At 41.2% G+C, this 26,192-nt stretch carries 27 protein-coding genes and 4 tRNA genes; 22 read left to right on the top strand and 9 right to left on the bottom strand.

The features are described from left to right. Positions 1–66 precede the first annotated feature (66 nt). Complete coding sequence (gene bamC / locus AC3KZC_RS06035; protein ID WP_490579918.1) at positions 67–1,128, bottom strand: NlpB/DapX family lipoprotein; 1,062 nt, start codon at positions 1,126–1,128, stop codon at positions 67–69. Between the two features lie 252 nt (positions 1,129–1,380). Between bamC and AC3KZC_RS06030 the strand changes: the two genes are divergently transcribed. After that, complete coding sequence (locus AC3KZC_RS06030; protein ID WP_490579919.1) at positions 1,381–1,914, top strand: glycine cleavage system transcriptional repressor; 534 nt, start codon at positions 1,381–1,383, stop codon at positions 1,912–1,914. Between the two features lie 9 nt (positions 1,915–1,923). Then, positions 1,924–2,394, top strand: a complete 471-nt coding sequence (gene bcp / locus AC3KZC_RS06025) for a thioredoxin-dependent thiol peroxidase (RefSeq protein ID WP_490579920.1) — start codon at positions 1,924–1,926, stop codon at positions 2,392–2,394. Between the two features lie 72 nt (positions 2,395–2,466). Here the strand turns inward: bcp and AC3KZC_RS06020 are convergent, their stop codons facing one another. Both AC3KZC_RS06020 and AC3KZC_RS06015 read right to left on the bottom strand, forming a co-directional pair. Beyond that, positions 2,467–3,534, bottom strand: a complete 1,068-nt coding sequence (locus tag AC3KZC_RS06020) for an AI-2E family transporter (RefSeq protein ID WP_490579921.1) — start codon at positions 3,532–3,534, stop codon at positions 2,467–2,469. Next, a complete protein-coding gene (locus AC3KZC_RS06015) occupies positions 3,527–3,757 on the bottom strand; it encodes a hypothetical protein (protein ID WP_490579922.1) in 231 nt (76 codons plus the stop codon). The genes AC3KZC_RS06020 and AC3KZC_RS06015 overlap by 8 nt, the downstream gene beginning before the upstream one ends. A 186-nt stretch (positions 3,758–3,943) precedes the next feature. On the opposite strand from AC3KZC_RS06015, the gene AC3KZC_RS06010 reads away from it, so the two are divergent. From AC3KZC_RS06010 to AC3KZC_RS05990, 5 genes are read left to right on the top strand one after another with little or no spacing between them, the layout of a single operon-like run. Continuing rightward, on the top strand, positions 3,944–4,609 hold the full coding sequence (locus tag AC3KZC_RS06010) for a hypothetical protein (RefSeq protein WP_490579923.1): 666 nt from the start codon (positions 3,944–3,946) through the stop codon (positions 4,607–4,609). Between the two features lies 1 nt (position 4,610). After that, positions 4,611–6,059: a beta-barrel assembly-enhancing protease gene (gene bepA, locus AC3KZC_RS06005; RefSeq protein WP_490579924.1), complete on the top strand. Its 1,449-nt coding sequence runs from the start codon at positions 4,611–4,613 to the stop codon at positions 6,057–6,059. Positions 6,060–6,110: 51 nt separating this feature from the next. Beyond that, positions 6,111–6,458, top strand: coding sequence for an arsenate reductase (glutaredoxin) (gene arsC, locus AC3KZC_RS06000; protein ID WP_490579925.1), 348 nt, complete (start codon positions 6,111–6,113; stop codon positions 6,456–6,458). Beyond that, the gene (gene wrbA, locus AC3KZC_RS05995) at positions 6,458–7,009 is read left to right on the top strand and encodes an NAD(P)H:quinone oxidoreductase (RefSeq protein ID WP_490579926.1); all 552 of its coding nucleotides are present in this window, start codon (positions 6,458–6,460) and stop codon (positions 7,007–7,009) included. Before arsC ends, wrbA begins: the two co-directional genes overlap by 1 nt. A 3-nt stretch (positions 7,010–7,012) precedes the next feature. Next, entirely contained in the window at positions 7,013–7,444 is a 432-nt protein-coding gene (locus tag AC3KZC_RS05990; protein WP_490579927.1) for a DUF2069 domain-containing protein, read from the top strand. Between the two features lie 71 nt (positions 7,445–7,515). Here the strand turns inward: AC3KZC_RS05990 and queE are convergent, their stop codons facing one another. Then, positions 7,516–8,181 carry a 7-carboxy-7-deazaguanine synthase QueE gene (gene queE / locus AC3KZC_RS05985; protein WP_490579928.1) on the bottom strand — a complete coding sequence of 222 codons (666 nt, stop codon included), beginning with the start codon at positions 8,179–8,181 and terminating at the stop codon, positions 7,516–7,518. Positions 8,182–8,333: 152 nt separating this feature from the next. Between queE and queC the strand changes: the two genes are divergently transcribed. From queC to AC3KZC_RS05970, 3 genes are all read left to right on the top strand, one after another. After that, positions 8,334–8,993, top strand: a complete 660-nt coding sequence (gene queC, locus AC3KZC_RS05980) for a 7-cyano-7-deazaguanine synthase QueC (protein WP_040644113.1) — start codon at positions 8,334–8,336, stop codon at positions 8,991–8,993. Between the two features lie 87 nt (positions 8,994–9,080). Next, positions 9,081–9,863, top strand: a complete 783-nt coding sequence (locus tag AC3KZC_RS05975) for a hypothetical protein (protein ID WP_490579929.1) — start codon at positions 9,081–9,083, stop codon at positions 9,861–9,863. 135 nt (positions 9,864–9,998) lie between these two features. Beyond that, positions 9,999–10,241 carry a hypothetical protein gene (locus AC3KZC_RS05970; protein ID WP_490579930.1) on the top strand — a complete coding sequence of 81 codons (243 nt, stop codon included), beginning with the start codon at positions 9,999–10,001 and terminating at the stop codon, positions 10,239–10,241. Between the two features lie 15 nt (positions 10,242–10,256). On the opposite strand, the gene AC3KZC_RS05965 is transcribed toward AC3KZC_RS05970, so the two are convergent. Genes AC3KZC_RS05965 through AC3KZC_RS05955 form a run of 3 tightly spaced genes read right to left on the bottom strand, consistent with a single transcriptional unit; the run spans position 10,257 to position 14,546 of the window. Next, positions 10,257–11,186 (bottom strand): class I SAM-dependent methyltransferase, encoded by a 930-nt coding sequence (locus tag AC3KZC_RS05965; protein WP_490579931.1) that lies wholly within the window; start codon positions 11,184–11,186, stop codon positions 10,257–10,259. Continuing rightward, on the bottom strand, positions 11,179–13,173 hold the full coding sequence (gene uvrB, locus AC3KZC_RS05960; RefSeq protein ID WP_490579932.1) for an excinuclease ABC subunit UvrB: 1,995 nt from the start codon (positions 13,171–13,173) through the stop codon (positions 11,179–11,181). Before uvrB ends, AC3KZC_RS05965 begins: the two co-directional genes overlap by 8 nt. Next, complete coding sequence (locus AC3KZC_RS05955; protein ID WP_490579933.1) at positions 13,170–14,546, bottom strand: MATE family efflux transporter; 1,377 nt, start codon at positions 14,544–14,546, stop codon at positions 13,170–13,172. Before AC3KZC_RS05955 ends, uvrB begins: the two co-directional genes overlap by 4 nt. Before the next feature lie 1,253 nt (positions 14,547–15,799). Between AC3KZC_RS05955 and AC3KZC_RS05950 the strand changes: the two genes are divergently transcribed. The 12 genes from AC3KZC_RS05950 to nth all read left to right on the top strand — a co-directional run bounded on the left by AC3KZC_RS05950 (position 15,800) and on the right by nth (position 25,048). Then, positions 15,800–15,876, top strand: a tRNA-Asn gene (locus AC3KZC_RS05950). Positions 15,877–15,897: 21 nt separating this feature from the next. Continuing rightward, positions 15,898–15,974, top strand: a tRNA-Asn gene (locus tag AC3KZC_RS05945). Between the two features lie 19 nt (positions 15,975–15,993). Further along, positions 15,994–16,070: transfer RNA gene (locus AC3KZC_RS05940), tRNA-Asn, on the top strand. 25 nt (positions 16,071–16,095) lie between these two features. Beyond that, a tRNA-Asn gene (locus AC3KZC_RS05935) sits at positions 16,096–16,172 on the top strand. A 139-nt stretch (positions 16,173–16,311) separates the two neighbouring features. Beyond that, a complete protein-coding gene (locus AC3KZC_RS05930; protein WP_490580356.1) occupies positions 16,312–18,237 on the top strand; it encodes an EAL domain-containing protein in 1,926 nt (641 codons plus the stop codon). 156 nt (positions 18,238–18,393) lie between these two features. Next, the gene (gene rsxA / locus AC3KZC_RS05925) at positions 18,394–18,975 is read left to right on the top strand and encodes an electron transport complex subunit RsxA (RefSeq protein WP_490580357.1); all 582 of its coding nucleotides are present in this window, start codon (positions 18,394–18,396) and stop codon (positions 18,973–18,975) included. After that, positions 18,975–19,529 carry an electron transport complex subunit RsxB gene (rsxB, locus tag AC3KZC_RS05920; RefSeq protein ID WP_490580358.1) on the top strand — a complete coding sequence of 185 codons (555 nt, stop codon included), beginning with the start codon at positions 18,975–18,977 and terminating at the stop codon, positions 19,527–19,529. Before rsxA ends, rsxB begins: the two co-directional genes overlap by 1 nt. Positions 19,530–19,538: 9 nt before the next feature. Continuing rightward, positions 19,539–22,028 (top strand): electron transport complex subunit RsxC, encoded by a 2,490-nt coding sequence (rsxC, locus tag AC3KZC_RS05915; protein WP_518525915.1) that lies wholly within the window; start codon positions 19,539–19,541, stop codon positions 22,026–22,028. Continuing rightward, positions 22,025–23,083 carry an electron transport complex subunit RsxD gene (rsxD, locus tag AC3KZC_RS05910; RefSeq protein ID WP_490580360.1) on the top strand — a complete coding sequence of 353 codons (1,059 nt, stop codon included), beginning with the start codon at positions 22,025–22,027 and terminating at the stop codon, positions 23,081–23,083. Before rsxC ends, rsxD begins: the two co-directional genes overlap by 4 nt. Next, positions 23,080–23,715, top strand: a complete 636-nt coding sequence (gene rsxG / locus AC3KZC_RS05905) for an electron transport complex subunit RsxG (RefSeq protein ID WP_490580361.1) — start codon at positions 23,080–23,082, stop codon at positions 23,713–23,715. Before rsxD ends, rsxG begins: the two co-directional genes overlap by 4 nt. Beyond that, entirely contained in the window at positions 23,715–24,416 is a 702-nt protein-coding gene (locus AC3KZC_RS05900; protein ID WP_490580362.1) for an electron transport complex subunit E, read from the top strand. Before rsxG ends, AC3KZC_RS05900 begins: the two co-directional genes overlap by 1 nt. Further along, positions 24,416–25,048, top strand: a complete 633-nt coding sequence (gene nth, locus AC3KZC_RS05895; protein WP_490580363.1) for an endonuclease III — start codon at positions 24,416–24,418, stop codon at positions 25,046–25,048. Before AC3KZC_RS05900 ends, nth begins: the two co-directional genes overlap by 1 nt. On the opposite strand, the gene AC3KZC_RS05890 is transcribed toward nth, so the two are convergent. Then, positions 25,049–25,732: an acyl carrier protein phosphodiesterase gene (locus AC3KZC_RS05890; RefSeq protein WP_490580364.1), complete on the bottom strand. Its 684-nt coding sequence runs from the start codon at positions 25,730–25,732 to the stop codon at positions 25,049–25,051. A gap of 11 nt (positions 25,733–25,743) precedes the next feature. Then, entirely contained in the window at positions 25,744–26,100 is a 357-nt protein-coding gene (locus AC3KZC_RS05885; protein WP_085286222.1) for a winged helix-turn-helix transcriptional regulator, read from the bottom strand. Positions 26,101–26,192 lie beyond the last annotated feature (92 nt).

Genomic DNA, 26,192 nt, shown 5'->3' with positions numbered 1-26,192 from the left:
CTCTTTTCTTTTGGCTATCTAGCCTCGTTCAAAGGATAAACGCGGCTAAGTTATGGTGTGGAGCGACTAAATCTCAACGCCTTTTTTGCGTAAGACTTTAACAAGTGCCTGATGCAAGTCATTCATGGTGCCTGGCTCTAAAGTTTCACCTTCCTCATCCATCCATGTCAAACTTGTACCACCTGTTTTTAATCGTTCAATTACAACTTGGTACTTACCACTTTCAAGCGGTAATTCAGATAAATCATCACCCCAAATTGAATCCCAAACGCTTGCGTCAGGTTTATCGTAAGTGGCCGCGATAAGCCCTGTTTTATCATCAAGCTCGGTAATTGCAAAGTTTAAACTTTCAAGTAATCCAGTAAAACGCTCAAAAACTAATAAGTATTCTTGTTCGGTGACTAACGATGCATTCCCTTTATTATCAAAACCCATATTAAGCGAAATTAATCCACGCTCTTGCTGCTGTTTAATCGCAAACTGACGGTATTTAAAATCATACTGAGTCACAAATGCATTTAACGCAGCCACTTCAAGCTGTTGTTGTAAAACACCATTTAACGGCTCATTTTTGCTTTGATAATCAAGTAAACGAACCGTCATTGATGCGGTACGTTGATGTTCTTTTTGCTCAATATTAAACGCAAAACGTTGTTTACTTACTTCGTTTTGTGTTTGCCAAAACCATACGTCTTCGGGTGTTGATAACGCAAACCAATCGGTTTCAAGAGTACCCGCTGCTTCATTTGATGCGGTTGGGCTTACTTGATATTCAACGATAAAATCTTGAAGTGATTGCCATAAAAACGCTTTTAAATCGATAACACCATCAGGCTTATCAAAAAAGATCCGCGCAATTTTATCACCCTCTTCAACCCAGCTCCCCTCTGCAATATTAAGTGCTTGTGCAGGTGGCTTTAAACTATCGCGATCAGAAATTTTTTGATACTGCTTAGGCTCCATCGCATATTCAGGATCTTGGTATGGTTTTGTTAGATTCGCTGGAATTTTTAGCGGCTCTGAAACACGATAATTTTTTTCGTGATGGGCATCACTTGTAAATACGCTACAACCTGAAAGCCCTGCGATGACACTCAACACCAAAGTGTTACGAATCCAATACTGCACTAATAATTCTCCTTTGCATGCCGTGAAAAAATACCTAGCTTTGAGTCGGCGATGCCTAAATGGTTCAGTGTATTTTTAAGATCTGATTAAGACCCTATTGTTATTGTTAGTAAGATTACACTAATTTGTGCATAACCCGATAGCTAAAACGCGCCTATGTTACGTTTCCCTGTGTGCAAAAACAAGAATGGCTAATATTTTGTTGCCCTTTATGTTAAGCTTCGCCGCCATAATGGACATCGGGGGGAATATATGTCTGGATTTTCGAATCAACAGTTAGTTGTGACTGCCATAGGCGAAGACCGCCCTGGTATCGTCGGTGCCTTAACCCAATTAGTTAGTGACTGTCATTGCAATATTATCGACAGTCGCATTGCAATATTAGGTAATGAATTTTCGTTTATTATGCTGCTTGCAGGTGATATGTCGGCTATTAGCCGTATTGAGCATACACTGCCAACTAAAAGTGTAGAGCTTGGTTTACTCACCATGATGAAACGCACCTCAAGTCATCAAAACAGTGAGTACAGCGCAGGGTATACGATTGAGTATTCTGGTATTGATGCGCCTGGCACATTAAGTCGTGTTACTAAATTATTAGCGCAATATCATATCAGCATCAGCTCACTTAAATCTGATACGTTCGATTGTGATGGCGCATTGCACATGCGCTCTGAACTTGGCATTAATTTACCCATTGATGTTGAGTTTGACGAATTTAAACTTAAATTCGAAAACTTGTGTAATGAGTTCAAACTCGAACACCTTTTAAGACGCATCCGCTGAGGAATAATGATGAATACTTTAACTGCAGGTCAAAAAGCCCCTGCATTTACTTTATTAGATCAACAAGGCAACTCGGTTGTATTGGCTGAGATATTAAAACAGCATCAAGTACTAGTGTATTTTTATCCAAAAGCTTCAACACCTGGCTGTACGATTCAAGCTGAAGGCTTACGAGATCATAAAGCTGAGTTTGAAGCGCACAATACGGTCATTTTAGGCATAAGCCCCGATCCGGTTAAACGCCTGAGCACGTTTACAGAGAAAAAAGAACTTAACTTCACTTTATTATCCGATGAAGACCACGCAATCGCAGATGCGTTTGGCGTATGGGGTTATAAAAAGTTTATGACCAAAGAATACGATGGTATTCACCGTTTAAGCTTTTTAATCGGTCAAGATGGCATCATCAAGCATGTGTTTGATAAATTTAAAACTAAAAATCATCATGAAGTGGTTTTAGCTGTTTTAAGTCAACAATAATTGGCGTTAAACACCCATTAAAAAAGGCTCCGAGGAGCCTTTTTACATTAACGCTAACAGCCGTAACTGCAGCTATTCAACCGCTACTTTTTCTTGTTCGCTCGACCATGCATTAATTAAAGCACGCACCAGCGATGCTAAAGGAATAGCAAAAAACACGCCCCAAAAGCCCAGCAAACCACCAAAAAACAGCACCGCCACAATAATATAAACCGGATTCAAATCAACCGCCTCAGAGAAAAGTAATGGCACCAACACGTTACCGTCTAACGCTTGAATAATGCCATAAGCAATCATGATGTACCAAAATTCAGGCGTCACCCCAAACTGAAATAACCCCACTGCTGCAACCGGAATAGTGACCAACGCGGCCCCCACAAAAGGGATCAATACCGAAAAACCAACAAGTGCACCAAGTAATGCTGCATAACGCAGATCGAATAATGCAAACGTAATAAACGAAACGCCACCAACGATAAAGATTTCAATCACTTTACCGCGAATATAATTCATAATTTGTTGATTCATTTCACGCCATACTTGGCTAAGCAAACGACGTTGCTCAGGCAACAATTTGCTTACCCCACCCACTAATTCTTTTTTATCTTTGAGCATAAAAAAGACTAACAAAGGCACCAAAATCAAATAAATCAACAAAGCAGCAATATCTTTTAAGGAGGTTAACGATGACGATAAAATAACTTGGCCAAACTCAATAAATTTATTTTCAACTGAGCCAACCAAAGTTTTAATTTGCATGGTAGTGATTAATTCTGGATATTGAGCAGGTAATTGTAATAAGTACGCTTTACCTTTTTCGAGCATATGCGGCGCCTCTTGTAACAAATTAGCCAACTGGCGCCAAAGCACGGGTACAATTCCAATAAACGAAGCAATCGCTAAACTACTAAAACACAACATCACCAAGGCAGAAGCGGTTAAGCGAGACCCTCCTAACTGGGTTATTTTTTGAACGGGCCATTCAAGTAAAAAAGCAATTACTATTGCGACCAATACAGGAACAACCAAAGACCCCACAAAATAAAGCAAAGCGACGACCGCAAAGCTCACAAAGAGCAATGTGACTGAATGAGGATCTGAAAACTTTCTTTCGTACCATACTTTTACAAACTCAAACACAGCGGCCTTGCTCCATGACAAAAATAGTTTTTAATTTATTGGTAAGCGTAATTTGATAAACAAAATCATTCGCCTGTAGATAGCGTTCAATATCAGCGCTATTGGCTTGTTCAAGTAAAATAAACTCCACCCCTTGCCTAGTAAAATCGACTTGCTTCAACTGATATTTAAACAAAACAAACAATTGCGGGCATACAAACGCTGTTAAATCACACGATAACATAGTTAATAAATAAAATTATAACCTGCTCATATCATACGCCTGCAGAGGCTTGATGGTAAACTGAAATGAAATTATTTAGTATAAAAACAGCTAAGCGGTCTGAATTTTGCTATTTTTAAAACGACAGGCATATACCTGATTGTGACAATGAATTATGCTAAAACCTTATTTCTGCAGGTAGATTTTATGTCAAACCAAAATAGCAAAGCACAATTACCCGCAAATCCAACCTTAAAAGAAATTAATTGGTATAAAAAGCAACTTAATTGGGGGGAACTCCCTCCTTTTTACCATTTGGTGGCTTCATCTTTAGCTGAATCCGAAGGTATATTGACCCATGGCTTTGATAATGCCATTAAGCGTCTAATTGATAAACGCAATTGGAACGTTGAATTGCTTGGGGGCTCCATAAACTTAGCTGGGATCATTCACTGCAACAAAAAGCCGCGCCTCGCCTTACATCAAACATTTACAGAGCGAGGCTTTGAACTCCACGCCTTTCCTTATGCAATAGATAAAGAAATTGACCAGTATATTAGTCAAAATAAACATATGGAATTTCGAGTGTGGGATCCTTACACTATGAAAGTAGTTCTAAGAATCAATCAATTGCATAAATATACTCAATTTTATTTCCAGCGCGGCGATGATGCAGATAAAGCCCTGCTGATTTATTCGCATAAAATTGTGCATAAAATTATTGAATTTTTAAAACAAGAATTGAACATTGTGAAGGTATCAGGCGTCTCAATAAAAGATTTTTATGATTTATGTGAAAAAGAGCGCGCCGTCGACCAAGACGAATTAGCATTAACGCGCTTAATAAGCTCAGGTCCAGTTGACAAGGAATAAAATGAAAAAAAGCACCAAACTCGCAGTTGTTTTAAGTAGTTATTTCGCTTTCTCCCCTTATATTATTGCGCAAACCTCCTTTAACTTGCCCGACTTAGGCACATCCGCTGTCAGTGTTCTTTCAATTGACAAAGAACAAGCGATAGGTGAATTGATGATGATGAAAATAAAAAGTTCATCACCTATTTTTGACGATCCTGTTTTAGATGAATACCTCACCAACATCGGAAATAAACTCGTTGCAAATGCAAGCGACGTACGTTTTCCATTTAAGTTTTTTTGGCTACGAAATTCAGATATTAATGCATTTGCATTCTATGGTGGCCATGTCGGTGTCCACACAGGCCTTATTTTAAATGCCGACAACGAAAGCCAATTTGCATCGGTTCTTGGCCATGAAATAGCCCACGTGACTCAGCGCCATCTCGCACGCAGAATACAAGCACAACAAGATAATGCCCCACTTAGCATTGCAGGTATGATTGCAGGCATTCTAGCGACCATCGTAGTTCCAGATGCAGGTATGGCCATTATTTCTGCCAATCAAACGCAATCGGCTTTAAGTCAAATGAGCCACAGCCGCGGTGCAGAGCAAGAAGCCGACCGCATCGGTATGACCATTTTAAATAACTCAGGTTACGACCCGCGTCAATCGAGTGAGTTTCTAGGAAAACTCTCGGCTCAAATGCGCTTTAAACAAAAACCACCCGTATTTTTACTCACTCACCCATTACCGGATAGCCGAGTGTCAGATGTACGCCTTCGCGCCGAGCAATTCCCAGCAAAAGAGGTGCCTTCTAGTTTGGATTTTTTACTCGCTAAAAGCAGAGTCATTGCTCGCTTTGCAGATAAAACCGAAAATGCCGAGCTCTTTTTTCGCAGCGAGTTAAATAAGTCAATTTCCATTGATAAACGAGCCCTACAATATGGACTAGCCCTCACATTAGTCGACTTAAAAAAATTTGAAGAAGCAACGACTTTATTAAACGAACTGCTAAAAAACGATAACAGTAATGCATTCTACCTTGATACCTTAACCGATTTATTCATTGCGCAAGATAAAGCTTCTGAAGCGGTTAAAATGCTGATCCCACACCACGAGGTAAAACCTAATAATCAAGTCATTACACTAAATTTAGCTAATGCTGCAATGAGCGCCAAGCAGCTTGATGAAGCAGAGTCATTGCTAAAAAACTTTCTGCTAGAAAAACCAAATCACAGCTTAGCAAAACAATTACTCGCCGATTGTTACAAGCGCCAAGATAATAAAGCAGCCTATCACGAAACAGTTGCTAGCATCATGGCAAGCAATGGCGGCTACCAACAAGCGTCCGATGAGATTCAAAAAGCGCTCAATTTTGTTGAGTCAACGGAAGATATAAAACAGCAACGTTTAAAAGCACTGCTTAAACAATATCGTCAAATGCAAAAAGACCTTGCAAGACTTTAAGTCTTGCTCGGCTTTGCCTACAATAGCCACAATTGTTAAAAGGGTGACAAAATGTCGATTAAAATTTATCACAATCCTCGTTGTTCAAAATCAAGAGAAACTCTCACGCTACTTGGTGAGCATCAAATCCAAGCTGAAGTTATCGAATATTTAGCGACACCGCCAAGTATTGAAACCTTAAAAACTCTCATTGCCCAACTTGGTTATGACTCTGCCCGCCAGTTAATGCGTACCAAAGAAGACCTCTATAAAGAGTTAGGACTTAAAGATGAAACCAGTGAGGCAGCCCTCATTGAGGCGATGCATCAGTATCCTAAATTAATCGAGCGCCCTATAGTTGTACATGGTGACAAAGCAGCCGTTGGTCGCCCACCCCAAAGTGTTCTAGTGTTATTTTAATGGCTTATATTTTAGTTCTCTATCATTCAAGTAATGGCTCAGTGAGAAACCTCGCCTATGAAATTGCCGATGCCATTGAACAAACAGGAATGGAGGTTAAATTACGCACTTTTAGCGCACAGCAACCTCACGATATCGTGGTGACTAAAGATGATTTAATTCATTGCAGTGCGTTAGCATTTGGCACCCCCACTCGTTTTGGTATGATGGCAGCGCACGCTAAACTGTTTTGGGAAACCACCAGCGATATTTGGCTTAAAGGCCAACTCATTGATAAGCCAGCTTGCGTATTTAGCGCCAGTTCAAGCATGCACGGGGGCAATGAAACAACCTTGTTAGGTCTTGCGATCCCTTTATTACATCACGGCATGATGTTGCTGGGCGTCCCTTACGATGTGCCAGAGCTAGCCAGCACGCAAACCGGCGGCACACCTTACGGTGCAAGTCATGTGGCAGGGCTAAATAACAGTAACGTTCTTAGCCAACACGAAATTAAAATTTGCCATGCTGTTGGAAAACGTTTGGCCACACTCACTAAAAAGTTACTCTAAATCATGATAGAAAAGAAAAGTATTACCCAAAAGTTTCAGCGTCTGGCCTTGTTTGGTTATGCAGGTCTTCTTATTTTAATGCCGTTATGGATGTTTGTATTTTCGCCAAGAGAAAACCTCAGTAATGGCTTTGTTTTTGTGATGTATATTTTACCTTTATTACTGCCACTTAAAGGTATTATTGAAGATAAAACCTACACCTATGCTTGGGCTAATTTTATCGTAATGATTTATTTTATTCACGGTTTTACTTTACTATGGGTGAGCCCTGAAGAACTTCTCTTTGTATTGCTTGAACTGCTTTTTGCTAGCGCCATGTTTATTGGCTGTACGTATTATTCACGCCATCGCGGTCAAGAGTTAGGGTTAAAAATCAGAAAGCTAAAAGATGAACTGGCTGAAGAAAAAGAAGCGCACAGTCAAGACCCTAGATAGCTGCTTACGTTTTTATTCAACAACAAAAAACGCTCAAGTGAGCGTTTTTTAGTTTAAAGCAGATAAACAGGTTAATTTATCCCTAAATACTTATGTACTTGCACCGATAAGCGCCAATTTTTAGCTTTACATACTTCAATCGCCAATTGGGTTGCTTTCGCTTTTTGGCTAATTGGTTGTAAGTAAATTAGTTTTGGTGTCACACCACATTCTGCCATTAATTGCTCAAGCTCATCAACATGGCGCTGCATGGCGATTGGGTGCTTAATTTCGTTTGCACGTTGCATTGCACTTTTTAATACCGCATACCCGCCACGCATATTAATTTTTGGTGATACCGTCACCCACGTTTCATTAGGGACTTTAATTTCAAATGTGCCGCTAGTTTCAACCTGAGTGCCATAACCTGCTGCATGTAACCCTTCACATAAAGGCACTAAATCATACATGCAAGGCTCACCACCGGTAATGACGATATGCTTCGCCTGATAGCCTTTTTCAACAAATAACGCTAACAACTGGGCCACAGTAACATCAGCCCAAAGCTCTGAGTCGGCTTTTTTCTCTACCGTTTTTTGTAAATCAACTTTATAAGTATCTGAGGTTTCCCAAGTTTGTTTGGTATCACACCAAGCACAACCAACCGGGCAGCCTTGTAAACGTACAAAAATAGACGGCATCCCAGTAAAGCTGGCTTCACCTTGGATGGTTTCAAATATCTCATTAATTTTATACAAAAAAGATTTCCTATTAATTTAAGCAGCCTGAAACAACTGCCAATACTGCGTCAATAAAACAAAATAAAGCGCGAAAATTGTTATTTTGTCGGCTAACGTGTAGTATATCGCGCCCTGACAAAAACCTCTATTATACTGAGAGCGAGACAAATATGCCGCAAAAAGTTGTTGTAATTTATTCCGGAGGAATGGATTCTTTCACCGTGCTTAATAAAGCCATCTCTGAAGGCCACGAGGTCTATGCGTTATCATTTGATTATGGCCAACGTCATGTTAAAGAATTAAAAGTTGCGGCACAGGTCTGTCAGGCCCTCAATGTCCCTCATAAAATTGTTGATATTTCTGCTATTAATCAACTCATTGGTGGCTCTTCACTGACTGATGATATCGATGTACCAGAGGGGCATTATCAAGAAGAAAGCATGAAAAGCACCATAGTGCCAAACCGTAATATGATTTTATTATCGTTAGCGGTCGGCTATGCGGTATCACTCAAAGCAAGCCAAGTGTATTACGGTGCCCATTCGGGTGATCACGCAATTTACCCAGATTGTCGCCCTGAGTTTGTACAAAAAATGAGTGACGTGTGCAAAATTGCTAACTACGATGCCGTTGAAATCGTTAGCCCCTATTTAAATAATACCAAAATTGATATCTTAACCGATGGTTTAAAAATGGGTTTAGATTACAGCCATACCTGGACTTGTTATAACGGTCGCGAAAAAGCCTGTGGTAAATGTGGTGCCTGCCAAGAGCGTTTAGAAGCATTTCGTCTAAATGATGTCGTTGATCCACTGCCCTACGAAGCTTAATTTCACAGCTACCCAACCCTGCTTTTGCAGGGTTTCTTTTTTGTACCAAATTAAGTATGGTAATTCCCTCTAAAATGGAGAAGTCACATGCTTAAACATACTTTTTTCTGCATCAGTTTATTGCTCTTGGGCTGTAATAGCCAAGAAAAAACAGCCGCTGCACCGATTATTGATATTCCAACCGCTTCTCAAACACCCATCCCTAATAACAGTAGCGACAATCATTATTTAATTTTGCTATTTGGTAACAGCCATGTGGCATCGAATGATTTAGGTGGGCTGATCAGTACACTTATCACCTCTAATTACCCACAAAAAACGGTCAGTTATACGCGAGCCAGCAAAGCACTGTATCTAGATGAGCGAGTCACCGACGCACAAAGTAATCTGCTGATAAAACAAGAGCCTTGGACGCATGTCATATTACAAGCACAAAAATATTCCGTCTCAGGTAGCGTCGATTATCCAATCGATGGGGCTTTATATTGGATTGAACAGGCTAAAAACATCAGTGCGACGCCAATTTTATTTCCTGAGCATGCGCAACAAGGAAACCCTGATGAAGGCACCCGAGTTTATCAGCTGCACCAAAAGATCAGTCAGCAAAACCCAAGCTGCATCGCCCCAATTCCTTTGGCATGGCAATACGCGCTCAGCCAATATCCTCAACTGCAACTGTATCGACCTGATGGTAACCATGCCCAATTACTCGGTAGCTTTTTAACTGCTTTAGTGTTTTATTACATTATTACCGATGACCAACAAGTAACACTTGAGCCATCCGCATCAATCGAAATAGATGCAACTACACAGCAGCAGCTCGCCGAGATTGCACAGACTGCCTTATCGACCTACCCTGCTTGTAACTGACCAGATAAATGATGACGTTTGTCACTTGGCGAACGGCGATTTTTTACAGATACTTCAATGGCCAAAGCACATTGTATAAATACAGTATTTAACCTCAGTTTTGGATAAGAGATTTAACAACAAAGGAGCATAAAAATGAACGGCACAACCATGGTGGTATTAATTGTATTTATTTCGGTAGGATTTGGTGTGATGTACGATATGTATAAAAAACACCTTGAATTTAAAGAAAAAACGCTTAAACATAACCTCTCAAGTGACGCACAAACCCAAGAGTTACAACAAACAATCACCGATCTCAAACGCCGCGTTGCAGCACTTGAGACCATAGTGACAGACAAAAATTATTCGCTAAAAGATGAGATTAATCGTCTGTAATGTTACAGACGATTTTCATACTTTTTTATAAACTAAAACTTTTAAACTGCGATCGCTGTCAACCTCAATAAAACCTGGGGCTGGCGCTAAGCGCTCAACAAAATCAAGTTGCTCATCACAATGAGCTGCAATTAAGGCTTTAAAGGCTGGCTCGCTTAACTCTGGGCTATTGGCACACAATAATACAACGCTCTCAGCTGCCATTAATTCTGGTAAGCGACGAATAATTTTTTGATAATCTTTAGTTAATACAAAGCTACCTTTTTGAAAACTAGGCGGGTCTATAATAAGCAAATCAAATGGCGCAAGTTTTTTTAACTTACCAAATGACTTTAAAATATCGTGCGGAAAATAACTGACGTTTTTATCAAATTGATTTAAACGATGATTATTTTGCCCAACTTTTAACACCCCTTTGTTCATGTCCATATTTACCACGGTGTAAGCCCCCCCTTGCATGGCAGCAAGTGAAAAACCGCAGGTGTACGAAAACAAATTCAGTACTTTGGCATCACGTGCATGGCGCATCACAAAATCACGTCCTACCCGCATATCAGGGAAAATCCCGGTATTTTGGCTGCGAGTTAATTCAACGTGGTATTTAATGCCAAGCTCTTCAATCACAAATGAACCCGGATCGGTGCCAATCAAAACCTGAGACTGTACTGGTTGCACCGAACGGTCTTGATAAATAAACCCCTTAATTTCGTTTGGCCAATCACTTGCAATAATCTCAGCAACGTGGGTTGTCAAAGCCTGCAAATCATCTGCGGCTAACGCCTCATAGCCCACTAAAAATAAATGAGGAGGATAAAAGTCTAAGTTTAAGTGCTCAAGAGTTGCAAACGAGTGACCACGACCGTGAAAAACACGTACCAGTTCTTGGTTCGAAATCGGGGCTGCCTTTAAGGCAGCTAATAGTGGGGTAAAATCTAAATTAGGCATTAATTAAACTATGTTGTAAGTGTTGGATTTGATCTCGTACTTGAGCAGCTTTTTCAAACTCTAGTTCACGAGCATGTTGCATCATTTGGCTTTCTAATTTCTTAATTTTTTCAGCAATCTGCCCTGCAGATAAAACCGCAGTGTTTGCATCATTAACAGCGGTCATTTGCTCTGATGTGACCGTAGTGCCGACATCCATAATATCCGTTACTTTTTTCTGTAACGCCATGGGGACTTTGCCGTGTTTTACATTATAAGCATGCTGAATTTCGCGTCGGCGTTCGGTTTCCTCAATTGCAGCCGCCATTGATTTTGTGATTTTGTCGCCATATAAAATAGCTTTACCACTTAAATGGCGCGCTGCACGACCAATGGTTTGAATTAACGAGCGTGTTGAGCGTAAAAAGCCTTCTTTATCAGCATCTAAAATAGCCACTAACGATACTTCAGGCATGTCGAGGCCTTCTCGTAACAAGTTAATACCCACCAAGACATCAAACACACCTAAACGTAAATCGCGAATAATTTCAATGCGCTCAACGGTATCTATATCGGAATGCAAATAACGCACTTTAACGCCATGTTCAGCCAAATAATCGGTTAAATCTTCCGACATCCGTTTTGTTAGTGTGGTCACTAAGACCCGCTCTTTTAATTCAACCCGTTTGTAAATTTCAGATAACAAATCATCCACTTGGGTTGCAACAGGGCGCACTTCAATTTCAGGATCAAGTAACCCTGTTGGTCGAATAACTTGCTCAGCAACTTCGCCGCACGAACGCGTAATCTCATATTCCCCAGGGGTGGCCGATACATAAATAGTTTGCGGTGCAATGGCTTCAAATTCATCAAATTTAAGCGGACGGTTATCCATTGCAGAGGGCATCCGAAAGCCATATTCCACTAAGTTTTCTTTACGGCTTCTATCGCCTTTATACATGGCACCAATTTGCGACACGGTAACATGAGATTCATCGATGATCATTAAACTATCGTCAGGTAAATAATCTAATAAAGTCGGGGGTGGCTCACCCGGTGCGCGACCCGATAAATAACGGCTGTAGTTTTCAACGCCCGAACAATAACCAAGCTCAACCATCATTTCGATGTCGTACTGTGTACGCTGAGTTACACGTTGCTCTTCAACTAGTTTATTGTGTTTAAGTAAAAATTCTCGGTGTTGTTTAAGCTCTGCTTTGATTTCTTCAGTGGCTTTTAAAATCGTTTCTCGCGGGGTAACGTAATGAGATTTAGGATAAATAGTGGCACGAACAATGTGCTTTTCAACCGAACCTGTCAGTGGGTCAAAAATACTCAAGCGCTCAATTTCATCATCAAACATCTCGACGCGAATCGCATAGGTTTCAGATTCTGCAGGAAAAATATCCACTACTTCACCGCGCACCCGATACGTTGCACGCTGAAAATCAATATCATTACGAGTGTATTGTAATTCCGATAAACGGCGCAGCATGTCGCGCTGATCAACCTTCTCACCTACTTTAAGCAATAGCATCATTTTCATGTATGAATCAGGGTCGCCCAAACCATAAATAGCCGACACCGACGCCACAATAATTACATCTCTACGCTCAAGTAATGCCTTAGTGGCCGATAAACGCATTTGCTCTATGTGCTCGTTGATTGAGGCATCTTTTTCAATAAAAGTATCACTGGCAACAACATACGCTTCGGGCTGATAGTAGTCATAATAAGACACAAAATATTCAACGCAGTTGTCCGGAAAAAACTCTTTCATTTCACCATAAAGCTGCGCCGCCAACGTTTTATTGTGCGCCATAATAATAGTGGGCCGATTCAAATTATGAATAATATTGGCCATAGTGAAGGTTTTACCTGTGCCTGTTGCACCTAATAAGGTTTGATGAGCTAAACCCGCTTCAAGCCCTTCACACAATTGTTTAATTGCGGTGGGTTGGTCGCCACTTGGCTGAAAATCAGACTGTAAACGAAAGACATCACTCATACTGTACACTCTTGTTTTTTATTCTGTTTATGAACCTTCACTAACGATTGAGTAAACCAATAATAGGCAATCGCTGCGGTAAACACATTACCAAGCACCGCACCAATAAACAGCCCTTCTAACCCTGCAATGGCATTGCCGACATAAGCAAATGGCAAATAGAAAATAAACAGCCGCACAATGCTCAAGAACAAAGCATTCATGGGTAAGTGCAAGGCATTAAACGAGGAGTTAGATAAAATAATAATCCCCTGAATACCGTAACCCAGAGGCAATATCCACATAAAAAGCTGTATCACTTCAATAACATGTGGGTCTGATGCAAACGCACGGCTTAACCAAAACGAGGTAGCGACTAAGACTAAATAAATACCGAGCTGCCAGCCTAAAATAAACTTTAATGCAGTTTTATACGCTTCTTCAACACGTTCGATTTTGCCTGCACCAAAGTTTTGACTCACAAACGGCGGTAACGTCATCGACAGTGCCAACACAACCAAACAGGCAATTGATTCAATGCGACTACCAACACCAAAGGCTGCAACCGCAGTATCACCGTGCTTTGCTACCATCGCCGTCATCACCGCCATGGCAATCGGTGTAAGCATATTTGCACTGGCCGCAGGCACACCAATTTTAAGAATTTTTCGTGCTGCACGAATAAAGGTTTGTTGCCCTGCATCTAAACTGAGTAATTGCTTTTTCTTGATTAAAATATACAAGATAAGCACCACCGCAGAGCTCCATGCAATCACACTGGCAACCGCAGCCCCTTTAATACCCATCGCTGGTATTGGCCCAAAACCAAAAATCAGCATCGGATCTAAAATCGCATTCACTATGCCCGCAAACCCCATAATAATGCTTGGGGTTTTAGTATCACCACTGGCACGCAGTACCGCATTACCTATCATGGGTGTAATTAAAATCACACTACCAATAAACCATACAGCCATATAATCATGAATGTACGGCATTAAAGAATCGCTTGCACCGAGCAAAGCAAAAATATAATCAATGCAGAGGTAGCCTAAAAATGCGAGTATAGCCACAAAACAAGCCGATACAATCAGCGCCACCACACCATCATAGCGCGCTTGTGCCAAATCACCTGACCCCAAAGCTTTTGCAATCACAGCAGACGTCCCAATGCTCAAGCCAATCGCAAGACTAATCACGGTAAATGTAACAGGAAAAGTAAAACTAATTGCAGCTAGCGGATCAGTACCCAGTAAACTAACAAAAAATGTATCAACTAAGTTAAACAACATAAGCGTGACCATGCCAATAAGCATAGGGACTGTCATTTTCTTAAGCGTTGCAGGAATAGGATCTGCGAGTAAATCGATTTTATTAGATGAATTCTTTTGCATACTGACGCCTATTTTCAGGGGCATCTATTCTAAAACATCCCTCAGCCTGCTTCTATCTAAATGTCGAAAAAGCACCGAAATAAACTAAAAACAAAGATAAATGTGAACAAAACAAATCTCAGCTCTCTAATAACACCCACAAAAAGATCTTAAGCTATAAAAAGTGCATACAAAAACACATTATATTTTACATGTTAGTAACAACTCTCTTTGGAGATGTTTTATTTTTGCACAATTGACTTTGGTCAATCTCTGTTCGCAGTAATTATCAAAACTTTTAAAATTAAATAAATTGACTTATTTAACTTGTTGATAAAAAACAATAAAATAAAAACAAAATAAATCTTGATCTCGCTACAAGGCTCTATTTTAAAGGCTTGAAATACCTTTTCAAAGTTTCATAAACAGAGTTATCCACAGAAACCGTGGATAACTAAATCAAATCCTTATCAAACAAGGCTTGCGCTAATAAACCCATCAGATAAATCCCTTGAAGCAAAAAAAAACCTATTTTTACATGATTATTTGCACTGTATGAATTCCAACCAACACAATTGATGTCACTTATTTGAACAATCCAAAATGTTAACTTTAAACAGTTAAGCAATAATGGACACTATGAGCAATTCAGCACCGAGTGCATAGCCACCAACTAAGTGATTAAAACGCTGTGCTTTTTGTGTTCTTATTTATCATTCGCTTTATAGCTGCGAGACGCTTCAATTAAATACAACCGTCAGTTCTTGAAGTATTGAGACTCTTTAGCTATTTCAACCGCTCGTAATAATCTGTCAAACCCACGCATAACTAAAAATTTATCGAGAATAATGGATCGCAGCACACCTCACCGGCAATAAAAAGCCTCGCTAAACTATTATGTGGCTAGGGCGTGTTGAACTTTATGGATTGAAATTTGTTTAATCGCCGCGCAAGGTTTGCACCCTAGCGGGCTAAGTAAAAATCGAGCAAAGCTTCGACGTCCTGTTCACGCCCCTTAATGCCCAAAAGGTGAAACTTGAACATACAAAACACTAACGTTCAACCGCACTTAAAATCAAGACCCAACAAAACACGCTATTTTCATCAATTTAATGCGTTTAAATTTTGTTCAAAAACGAATTAAAACAGTCACTTTTCAAACTGATTGCGTATAAAAACAGCGAACAAACGCATTTATTGGATTATTACAAGATTAGTTGTTGACACTTTGGGGCACTGTCATTAATATTTCGCCCCGTTGAGAGACACACGCTTCCCCCTTAGCTCAGTTGGTTAGAGCGACGGACTGTTAATCCGCAGGTCCCCCGTTCGAGTCGGGGAGGGGGAGCCAAGTTTCTAAACATAATGTAGTTCCCCCTTAGCTCAGTTGGTTAGAGCGACGGACTGTTAATCCGCAGGTCCCCCGTTCGAGTCGGGGAGGGGGAGCCAACTACATCACTTAATTCGTTCCCCCTTAGCTCAGTTGGTTAGAGCGACGGACTGTTAATCCGCAGGTCCCCCGTTCGAGTCGGGGAGGGGGAGCCAAATTAAGTAAACGCCCTATTTTAGTTCCCCCTTAGCTCAGTTGGTTAGAGCGACGGACTGTTAATCCGCAGGTCCCCCGTTCGAGTCGGGGAGGGGGAGCCAAATCATAACTTTTGTTAGACAATCCTTCAGTAATCCTTTACTCTCCTACTCTAGATTTAAAACCATAAAAAATAGATATTTAACACGCTATAAACTAATTTTGGTTTACTGTTCATAACTAGATAATAAGAAACGGACCATGGCTGGACTAACGCGATTTTTCTTGATTCAAATTTTCTTCTTTATTTCAACCCTTAGCATTGCTAGCTATACTTTTTTTTCTCAGTTACAAGGGCTTGCATCTCAGCAACAACTTGCGGCACAAAAATCCATCGACTATTACCTTAAAAGTTATAAAGCCAATGATGACACTCCCCTTGGCCGCAAAGTTGCAATTACATTTAATTTAAATAGCTTAATTGTTCGTGACAATGAAGGTAAAATTCAAGAATCAATTCAAGGTGATTTTGAATACCTGCCTTTGTTTGCAAAACTGATTCAACACAACTCTCCTTTTATTCGTCCTCAATTTGTTGTAAACAATGAATCGAATATCAAACTTGAATTTACGATTAAATTACAAGAAGAAGTCAGCTCAATTCATACTCAGTTTATTGTTTTATTAATGGCTATTTTCATTTTATCTTTTTTACCAATGCTGAGCGTCAAAAGCATTATTAAGCGTGCTCAAGAAAATATTGGTAATAATATGTCCTTGATGGTTGATTCATTTATTGAAAAGAACGACAAAAACATTCAACTAGATAGTTCGATGGCTGCAACCAGTGTGTCGTCTATTTTTCCAAGTATTGTGCGTCTTAATGCTTACTTACGTAAAAAACAAAACGAAATTGAGCAGTCTGCCCTGTCGTTAAAGCAACAAGCATTTAAAGATTCTGTTACTGAGCTTGGTAACCGTAATTTATTTGTTGAGTTTTACGAAGAGCAAGTTGAAAGCTGCGAAAATCAATTTGGTAGCTTAATTATGGTGCGCTGCACAGAATTACAGCTTATTAACCAAACTCGAGGTTATCATCATGGCGATGAATATATTAAAGAAGTCGCTCAACTGCTTTTAAAAGCAACAGGTACGTATGCAGGCGCAACCTGCTATCGCTTAAACAGTTCTGATTTTGCGGTATTACTTCCTAATATCCCCTTAAAAGAGGCTGAACGTTTCGGTCAAGAGTTACAGTCTAAATTCACGGAATATCAACGTAGTGCCGAGCTTTCATCGGTTGCCAACTCAGGGATTGTATCTTATTCAACCACAAAACCATTAGGCGAGCTGTTGTCACAGGTTGATACTGCGCTTAGCTTAGCGCAAAGCAAACAAACCAATGCGTGGCATGTACTTAAAGACAGCGATTTAATGGATAACATTAGCGCTAATTTTGGTAATCAAAATTGGCGAGAAGTGATTGATGATGTGCTTAATAATTCACGAGTACAGCTATTAATTCAAACGATTACACCAACCAATCGCAGTGCCAAAGTGTATTCTGAAATTTTAGCGCGCTTTAAAACCGCTGAAGATCAAATACTCCCTACAGCATCATTTTTAGCCATGGCTGAAAAGTTAGAGCAAATTTATCACGTCGATAAAATGATTGTGGAAGCCGCCCTCACTTCCATTAAGACCATGAATTTAGGTGGTCAATTTTTTGGTATTAATATCACCGCGCGCAGTGCTCACGATGAGCAATTTATGATATGGCTTGAACGACGCCTATTAAAAGACAGTAATATTTCTTCCAAGCTCATTTTTGAGATTAGTGAATTTGGCCTACAACAAAACATTAAAGCCAGTAAGCGTTTTATTGACATGATCCACCGAGTAGGTGCGCGTATTACCGTTGAACGTTTTGGTGTGGGTTTAACCTCGTTTAAATTTTTCCGCGATTTAAAACCTGATTTCATTAAGATGGATGCCAGTTATACGCGTGGCTTAGAAGAAGATAAAAATAATCAATACTTTATGCGCTTAATTGTCGACCTTGCTCATCGCATTGGTGTTACGGTACTTGCTGAAGGCGTTGAAAGCCAAGAAGAAAAGTATATTATTGAACAGCTTTGTCTTGATGGTGCACAAGGTTATTACATCGAACGACCGCGCGAAATTTAATCTCCTTTTATCACACGAGCCCAATGATATTTTGGGTTCGTGACAATTACAAATGATAGCTATTCAATTAATTGCCGCTCAAACCGCTGTGGAAGTTGTTAATTTGCGAAGAAAACTGGATAATAAGCCAGTTTTTTAATGTGCTGGAACTCAACCATGTCTGAATACCTGTTACTTTTAATAGCAACAGTGCTGGTTAATAATTTTGTGTTGGTGCAATTTCTTGGACTCTGCCCTTTTATGGGGGTATCGGGTAAGTTAGAAACGGCCATTGGGATGTCTTTGGCCACCACGTTTGTATTAACCTTAGCGTCAGTCTGTAGTTACCTTGTCAGCCATTATATTTTAATTCCGCTTGATTTAGAGTTTCTTCGTACCATGAGTTTTATTTTGGTGATTGCTGTAGTCGTGCAATTCACTGAAATGGTGGTGAAAAAAACCAGCCCCACTCTTTATAGACTGCTGGGAATATTTTTACCTTTGATCACCACTAACTGCGCAGTACTAGGGGTGGCGTTACTAAACGTCAACAAAAACCACAACTTTGTACAATCTGCTGTGTATGGTTTTGGTGCTGCAGTTGGTTTTTCTTTAGTGCTTATTTTATTTGCTGCACTTCGCGAACGCTTAAGCGCCGCTGATGTACCTTTGCCTTTTAAAGGGGCATCGATTGCCATGATCACCGCAGGTTTAATGTCTATGGCCTTTATGGGCTTCACTGGTTTGGTTAAGTTTTAATGATTTTATTGTATGCCCTTGCTGCACTTGGTTTGTTAGCACTTATTTTTGGCTTAGTACTTGGCTACTCAGCCATCCGCTTTCGGGTTGAAGGCGATCCGATTGTCGATCAAATCGATGCTATTTTACCGCAAACTCAATGTGGCCAATGTGGCTATCCTGGTTGTCGCCCTTATGCCGAAGCCATCGCTAATGGCGATGATGTTAATAAATGTCCGCCAGGCGGCGAGTCAACCGTCAAAGAGCTTGCTGAACTGATGGGTGTTGAAGCCAAACCCTTGGCCGGTGGCGAAGCAAGTGAACCCATCAAAAAAGTGGCTTATATTCGTGAAGATGAATGTATCGGTTGCACTAAGTGTATTCAGGCTTGCCCTGTTGACGCCATCATAGGCGCAACACGTCAAATGCACACCGTATTAATTGACGAATGCACTGGCTGTGATTTGTGCGTAGAGCCATGCCCTGTCGATTGTATTGATATGTTACCGGTTCAAGTAACCAGTCAAAACTGGAAATGGCAGCTTAATGCTATTCCTGTTACCCAGCTTGATTAAGAGGTTATAGTGGAGAGTTTACTTACCCAAATCGATAATGGGACTATTTGGTCAATTCCAGGGGGGGTTCACCCTGTTGGTCATAAAGAGCAATCAAGCCTCACACGCATTGACCGTTTAGCAATGCCGGCGGAATTAACCATTCCATTAAAACAGCATATTGGTGCTCAAGGCACCTTATTGGTCAATATTGGCGACAAAGTTTTAAAAGGCCAAGCCTTAACGCAGCCTAAAGGGCATTGGGCCTTGCCGGTGCATGCCCCAACATCTGGCGTGATCAGTAATATTGCTAATTTACCCTCTGCCCATCCTTCTGCGTTGCCTGAGCTGAGCATTGTACTGACGCCGGATCACCTCGATACGTGGTGCCCGCTTGAAACATGCGAAAACTATCAAAGCCTTTCAAACGATGAGATTATCTCTAAAATTCGCAATGCGGGAATTAGCGGTATGGGTGGTGCGGGTTTTGCGACCTATGTTAAAGCGCAAGCTACACAAAAAATCGACTATCTAATTGTTAATGGTGTTGAATGCGAACCTTATATCAGTGCCGATGATCGGCTGATGCAAGAGCACGCTACCACCATTATTCAGGGCTGCTTAATTTTATCCCAAGTGCTCAAACCCGAACGCGTATTGATTGGCATTGAAGATAACAAGCCACAAGCAATTGCAGCCATGCAAGCTGCGGCTAAACCGTACAGCCATATTTTGGTTCGAGTTGTGCCAACTAAGTACCCCTCAGGTGGTGAAAAACAGCTGATCCAATTATTAACCGGTCTTGAAGTTCCCTCAGGTAAACTCCCTGCCGATATTGGTATTATGGTGCAAAACGTGGCCACCCTTTTTGCCATCGAGCAAGCCGTTGTGCACGGTAAATCATTGATTGAACGTGTCGTTACGATTACCGGCCACACGATAAAATCACCGGGTAATATTTGGGTGTTACTTGGCACTCAGGTTCGAGATTTACTGCTGCAACGAGGGTTTGAACCCGAAGAAGAACAACGGGTTATTATGGGCGGCCCAATGATGGGATTTACCTTACCAACGGTTAGAGTCCCAGTTATAAAAACAACCAACTGTATTTTAGCGCCAACCGCAGCGGAGCAACCGTTTTCGGGCGATGAACAAGCCTGTATTCGTTGCAGTGCCTGTGCGGATGCCTGCCCTGCCACCTTGCTACCACAGCAGTTACAATGGTTTGCCAAAAGCCAAGAGTTCGACAAACTCGAAGAACACAATTTATTTGATTGTATCGAATGTGGTGCTTGCGCTTTTGTTTGCCCAAGCGAAATTCCACTGGTGCAATATTACCGTGTCGCTAAAGCGCAAATAAAAGAACAAAAAGCTGAAAAAGCCAAAGCTGAACGGGCAAAAGAGCGTTTTGAAATTCGAAATCAACGCCTCGAAAAAGAGCAAGCTGAGCGACAAAATCGCGGTAAACGCACTGCGGCTAAAGTGTCTGATGGCGCTGCAGATGCGATTCAAGCGGCCCTTGCCCGCACTCAAAACACAGTTGCGCCGTCTGCCGACAGCACCCAAGATATGGCAGCAATACGTGCTGAACGTAAAGAAGCCGCTCGTCTTTATAAAGAAAAAAAAGCAGCCGAGCAACCACACCCTGCCGCCACACCATTGGCCAGCGAAAACAATGAAGATAAAAAATCAGCCGTGGCCGCTGCCATTGCTCGTGCCAAAGCAAAAAAATTGGCAAACGAGCAACCTAATAGCGATGACACACCTCAGGCATCCGAACCGGCCTTAAATGATAAAAAAGCAGCAGTCGCTGCGGCCATTGCTCGCGCCAAAGCAAAAAAACTGGCCTCAGAGCAAAGTACAAGTTCGCAAGAGCCCACAGTAGCCCCTAACGATAAAAAAGCAGCAGTTGCCGCAGCCATCGCCCGTGCTAAAGCCAAAAAACTCGCAGCGCAAACGGATGAAAATCAAAGCGCAGCTGAAACTGATATGGCAGTCACACGCTCTTTAACAGACAGCGATACCTCAACTACCGAGCTACCAGTACTTAATGATGCTGACGATAAAAAAGCCAAAGTTGCTGCGGCCATTGCCCGTGCTAAAGCCAAAAAACTTGCAACAGCGCAACAAGCTGCTAATCAAAGCGCAGAAACAACTGATAAAGCTGAAACACCCGCTTTAACAGACAGCGACGCCGCAGCCACCCCGCAGCCTGAGCTTAGTGATGCAGACGATAAAAAAGCCAAAGTAGCCGCTGCCATCGCCCGTGCTAAAGCTAAAAAACTTGCAGCACAATCAGATGCTAATCAAAGCGCAGAAACAACTGATAAAGCTGCCCCCCCCTCTTTAACAGACAGCGACGCCGCAGCCACCCCGCAGCCTGAGCTTAGTGATGCAGACGATAAAAAAGCCAAAGTAGCCGCTGCCATCGCCCGTGCTAAAGCCAAAAAACTAGCAGCAGCGCAACAAGCTGCAACACCGGCAATTCAGAGTACAACAGAGGATGATACTCAATCATGAAACTCAATATGTTAAGCTCTCCCCACAGTCATAGCCAAAAATCACTGCCAACACTAATGCTCACGGTGATTTTGGCATGTATTCCAGGATTAATTGCACAGTGCTACTTTTTTGGCTCGGCAGTATTAATTCAGCTATTGCTTGCACTGATCACTGCCATTGCCTGTGAAAGTGCGGTTATGCTGCTGCGAAAACGCGCAGTCCTACCGGTGATTAAAGACTTCAGTGGCATTTTAACCGCTGTTTTACTGGCATTAAGTATTCCTTCTTTAGCGCCATGGTGGGTGATTGTGATCGGTACATTTTTCGCCATCGTAATCGTAAAACAGCTCTATGGCGGGCTTGGGTTTAATTTATTTAACCCTGCCATGGCCGCTTATGTTTTGTTACTGATATCGTTTCCATTACAAATGACCTCATGGCTTCCTGTTGAAAGCTTGCAACTGCACCCGATTAATTTCGCTGACCAAATGAACATGATTTTTACTGGTTACACCCAAAGTGGTTTTAGCTTAACGCAGCTAAAAATGGACATTGACGGCATCACGATGGCGACCCCGCTCGATACCCTTAAAACCGATTTAGGCAAAGGCTTAACCGTTTCAGAATCCATGCAGCATCACGTATTTGGTCAATACGCTGGATTAGGTTGGCAATGGGTCAATATTGGCTTTTTAATGGGCGGCGTTTATTTAATTAAAGCGCGAGTCATTAATTGGCATATTCCAGTGTCGATTTTAGCCAGTATTACAGTCTGTGCATCTGTTGGTTACCTTATTTCACCCGACCAAGTTGGCGGCCCGGTGTTTCATTTACTGAGTGGCGCCACTATGTTTGCAGCATTTTTTATAGCAACCGATCCGGTCAGTGCGGCCACAACAAATAAAGGTCGATTAATTTACGGCGCTTTTATTGGCCTGTTGATTTATTTAATTCGTACTGTGGGTGGGTATCCCGATGCTGTTGCGTTTGCAGTACTGCTACTCAACATGTCTGTACCTTTGATTGACCATTACACTCAACCACGCACCTACGGCCATAGGAAATCATCATGATTTTATCTTCGATGCGTAAAAATGGGCTCATTCTCACTTTATTTGCCATAGCGACTACGGGCGCTGTGACCTTAGTTCAACTTGCTACCGCTGAAGAAATCGCGTTGCAAGAACAAAAAAAACTGATGAATACCCTCTCACAAATTATTCCTAATGACGCGTACGATAACCAGCTTTATCTTGATTGCACCCAAATAACCGCCGATGAATTAGGTGTAAATCAAGTGCATACCTTGTATCGCGCCCGTAAAAATGGCCAAAATGTTGCTTTGTTAGTACAAAGCACTGCACCCGATGGCTACAGCGGTAAAATTGAAATTATCTCAACAACTTATCGCGATGGTAGCTTAGCGGGTGTGCGAATATTAAAACACAAAGAAACCCCGGGGCTTGGCGATAAAGTAGAACCTGAACGATCTGATTGGATCCATTCATTCATCGGCCTTAAGGTTGAATCACATGACGACCCTCGCTTTAGAGTAAAAAAAGATGGCGGTGTGATCGACCAATTTACCGGTGCAACCATTACCCCAAGAGCTGTGGTTAACAGTGTTAAATCGGCCAATCTGTATGCTCAAACTCATTTTGATGCGCTGTTTGATGCTAAAAATGACTGTGTGGGAGTGCAATAATGAACGCTGAATTTCAAAATGTAACCGAACAAGGCTTGTGGAAAAATAACCCTGCGCTCGTGCAACTGCTCGGCTTATGCCCTTTATTAGCCGTCACGGCCACCATCACGAATGCCATGGGCTTAGGGTTTGCTACTTTACTGGTTTTGATGGGCTCGAATATTACCGTCTCAATGGTGCGAAACTTCGTACCAAAAGAAATCCGTATTCCGGTCTTTGTCATGATCATCGCTGCCTTTGTGACCATTATTGAACTTTTGATGAATGCCTACACCTTTTCGCTTTATCAATCGCTGGGGATTTTTATTCCACTCATCGTTACCAATTGCGCCATTATCGGGCGCGCCGAAGCCTTTGCATCCAAAAACACCGTGATTTTATCAGCATGGGATGGTTTTATGATGGGCCTCGGCTTTACCTTGGTATTGGTTGTGCTTGGTGCCATGCGTGAGTTATTAGGCCAAGGCACCCTGTTTGATGGCGCACACTTATTGTTTGGCCAATGGGCCACGGTACTGCGCATTGAAGTGTTTCAATTTGATAGCCAGTTTTTACTTGCCATTTTGCCACCTGGTGCCTTTATCGGTATGGGTTTTTTAATTGCGGCAAAAAATATCATTGATCAACAGCTTAAAGCGAAACAAGCCCCTGTAGCGACTACAGAAAAAGCACCTCGCGCCCGTGTAACGAGCTTAAATTAATGAATAAAGAAAAACGCCATGAAATCTTAGTACGCTTACGCGAGAACAACCCACATCCCGAAACCGAGCTTGAATACAGCTCGCCGTTTGAGTTGTTAGTCGCGGTTACACTCTCAGCGCAAGCCACCGATGTCGGTGTTAATAAAGCAACCCGAAAGCTCTTCCCTGTTGCCAATACACCACAAGCAATTTTAGCTATTGGCCACGACACACTGCGTGATTATATTAAAACCATCGGCTTATTTAACTCAAAAGCCGCCAACGTGTATAAAATGTGCCAAATATTAGTTGATAAACATAACGGCGAAGTGCCAGAAAACCGCGAAGCACTCGAAGCTTTACCCGGCGTTGGCCGTAAAACAGCTAATGTAGTGCTCAACACCGCCTTCGGCTGGCCGACCATAGCGGTAGATACCCACATCGACCGCGTATCCAACCGCACTAAATTTGCTATGGGTAAAAATGTCGTTGAAGTTGAAAATAAGCTTTTAAAAGTAGTGCCGAAAGAATTCAAAGTTGATGTTCACCACTGGCTGATTCTACATGGCCGTTATGTATGTACCGCCCGAAAACCAAAATGTGGCAGCTGTATTATTGAAGATTTGTGTGAGTTTAAAGATAAAACTGAATAATTAAAATGTCTGATTTTTAGCGAATAGTGGAAGTTGAATGTAACATTCATCGACAATATGAGTAGCTATGTAGTTGTGTCTAGTAATACTCTTTACGATATTACCTTCAATAGCATTTTGATTTACATGATTGATTAATTGCGGGAAGAACTCTAAAAATAGCATTTCCAATTCGTTATAGTGACACTCAATATCCTCAATGGCTCCAGAAAAATTATTAGTAAAACGGATACGTTGGGCTATATTGTCAAGTGCTACGCCTATACCTGTTATTGTTTCATAATCTTTAAACCAATCATTTTTGGTCATATTATTAATAACTTTTTGCATTCTACAAGGCATATCAGGAATACGTTTACTCAAAAGTTGATAACTATTTTGTTTAAAAGCTGCCAATGGTTCTTTATTAAAAAGAGTCCAATGCTGAATAAGAAAGTGATCAAATACTACATCAATCGCAATACTCGCGAATCGTTTACGTTTTTGAGAAAAATACCGCTTAGCTTCTTTAACTGCTGCGTGGTTATCTGTAAATTTATCGACTAAATAATGATTGTCTAACGCTTTTTGCACTGTGACTGGTAAATGCTTTACATACCTTTTACCACCAAAATCACCAAGAAGATTACCAAAATGAGAATCTGCATTGGGTTGTGCTAAGTAAAGGTGAGCTAAATAATTCAAAGTAGTTATCGCTATATTTGATGGGATTCTGACCAAATCCTGAGTTCATCTAAGATATTCAGTGCAGTTTTACCGAAATCGGTTAGCTCATAAGTTACAGCAACAGGTCTATCACTTATCACTTTTCTGAGTACCATCCCTTCACTTTCTAGTTCCTTTAGGCGTTGGTCGACCATTTTTTTGCTGGCACCGCCAAGCATACGGGTTAGGTCATTAAACCTTACAGGTTCATCTTTAAGGTGATAAATAATGGAGCCTTTCCACTTTCCGCCAATTAAACGCATGCCTTTTTCAATAGCGCAGGGTTCAGTGCATGCATTCAAAACTTTTTTTCTACCTTTACTATCTGTTTTTACGACACTTTCCATCAATCCTCCTTATAAAAACATTAGGTTACTAAAAGTATACTAATTGATAAATTAAATCAGATAACTAAAATATACCACATATGGATTGAATT

This window comes from Pseudoalteromonas sp. J2K-J031 (assembly GCF_058197095.2).
This window is presented reverse-complemented; position numbering and strand designations above follow the sequence as displayed.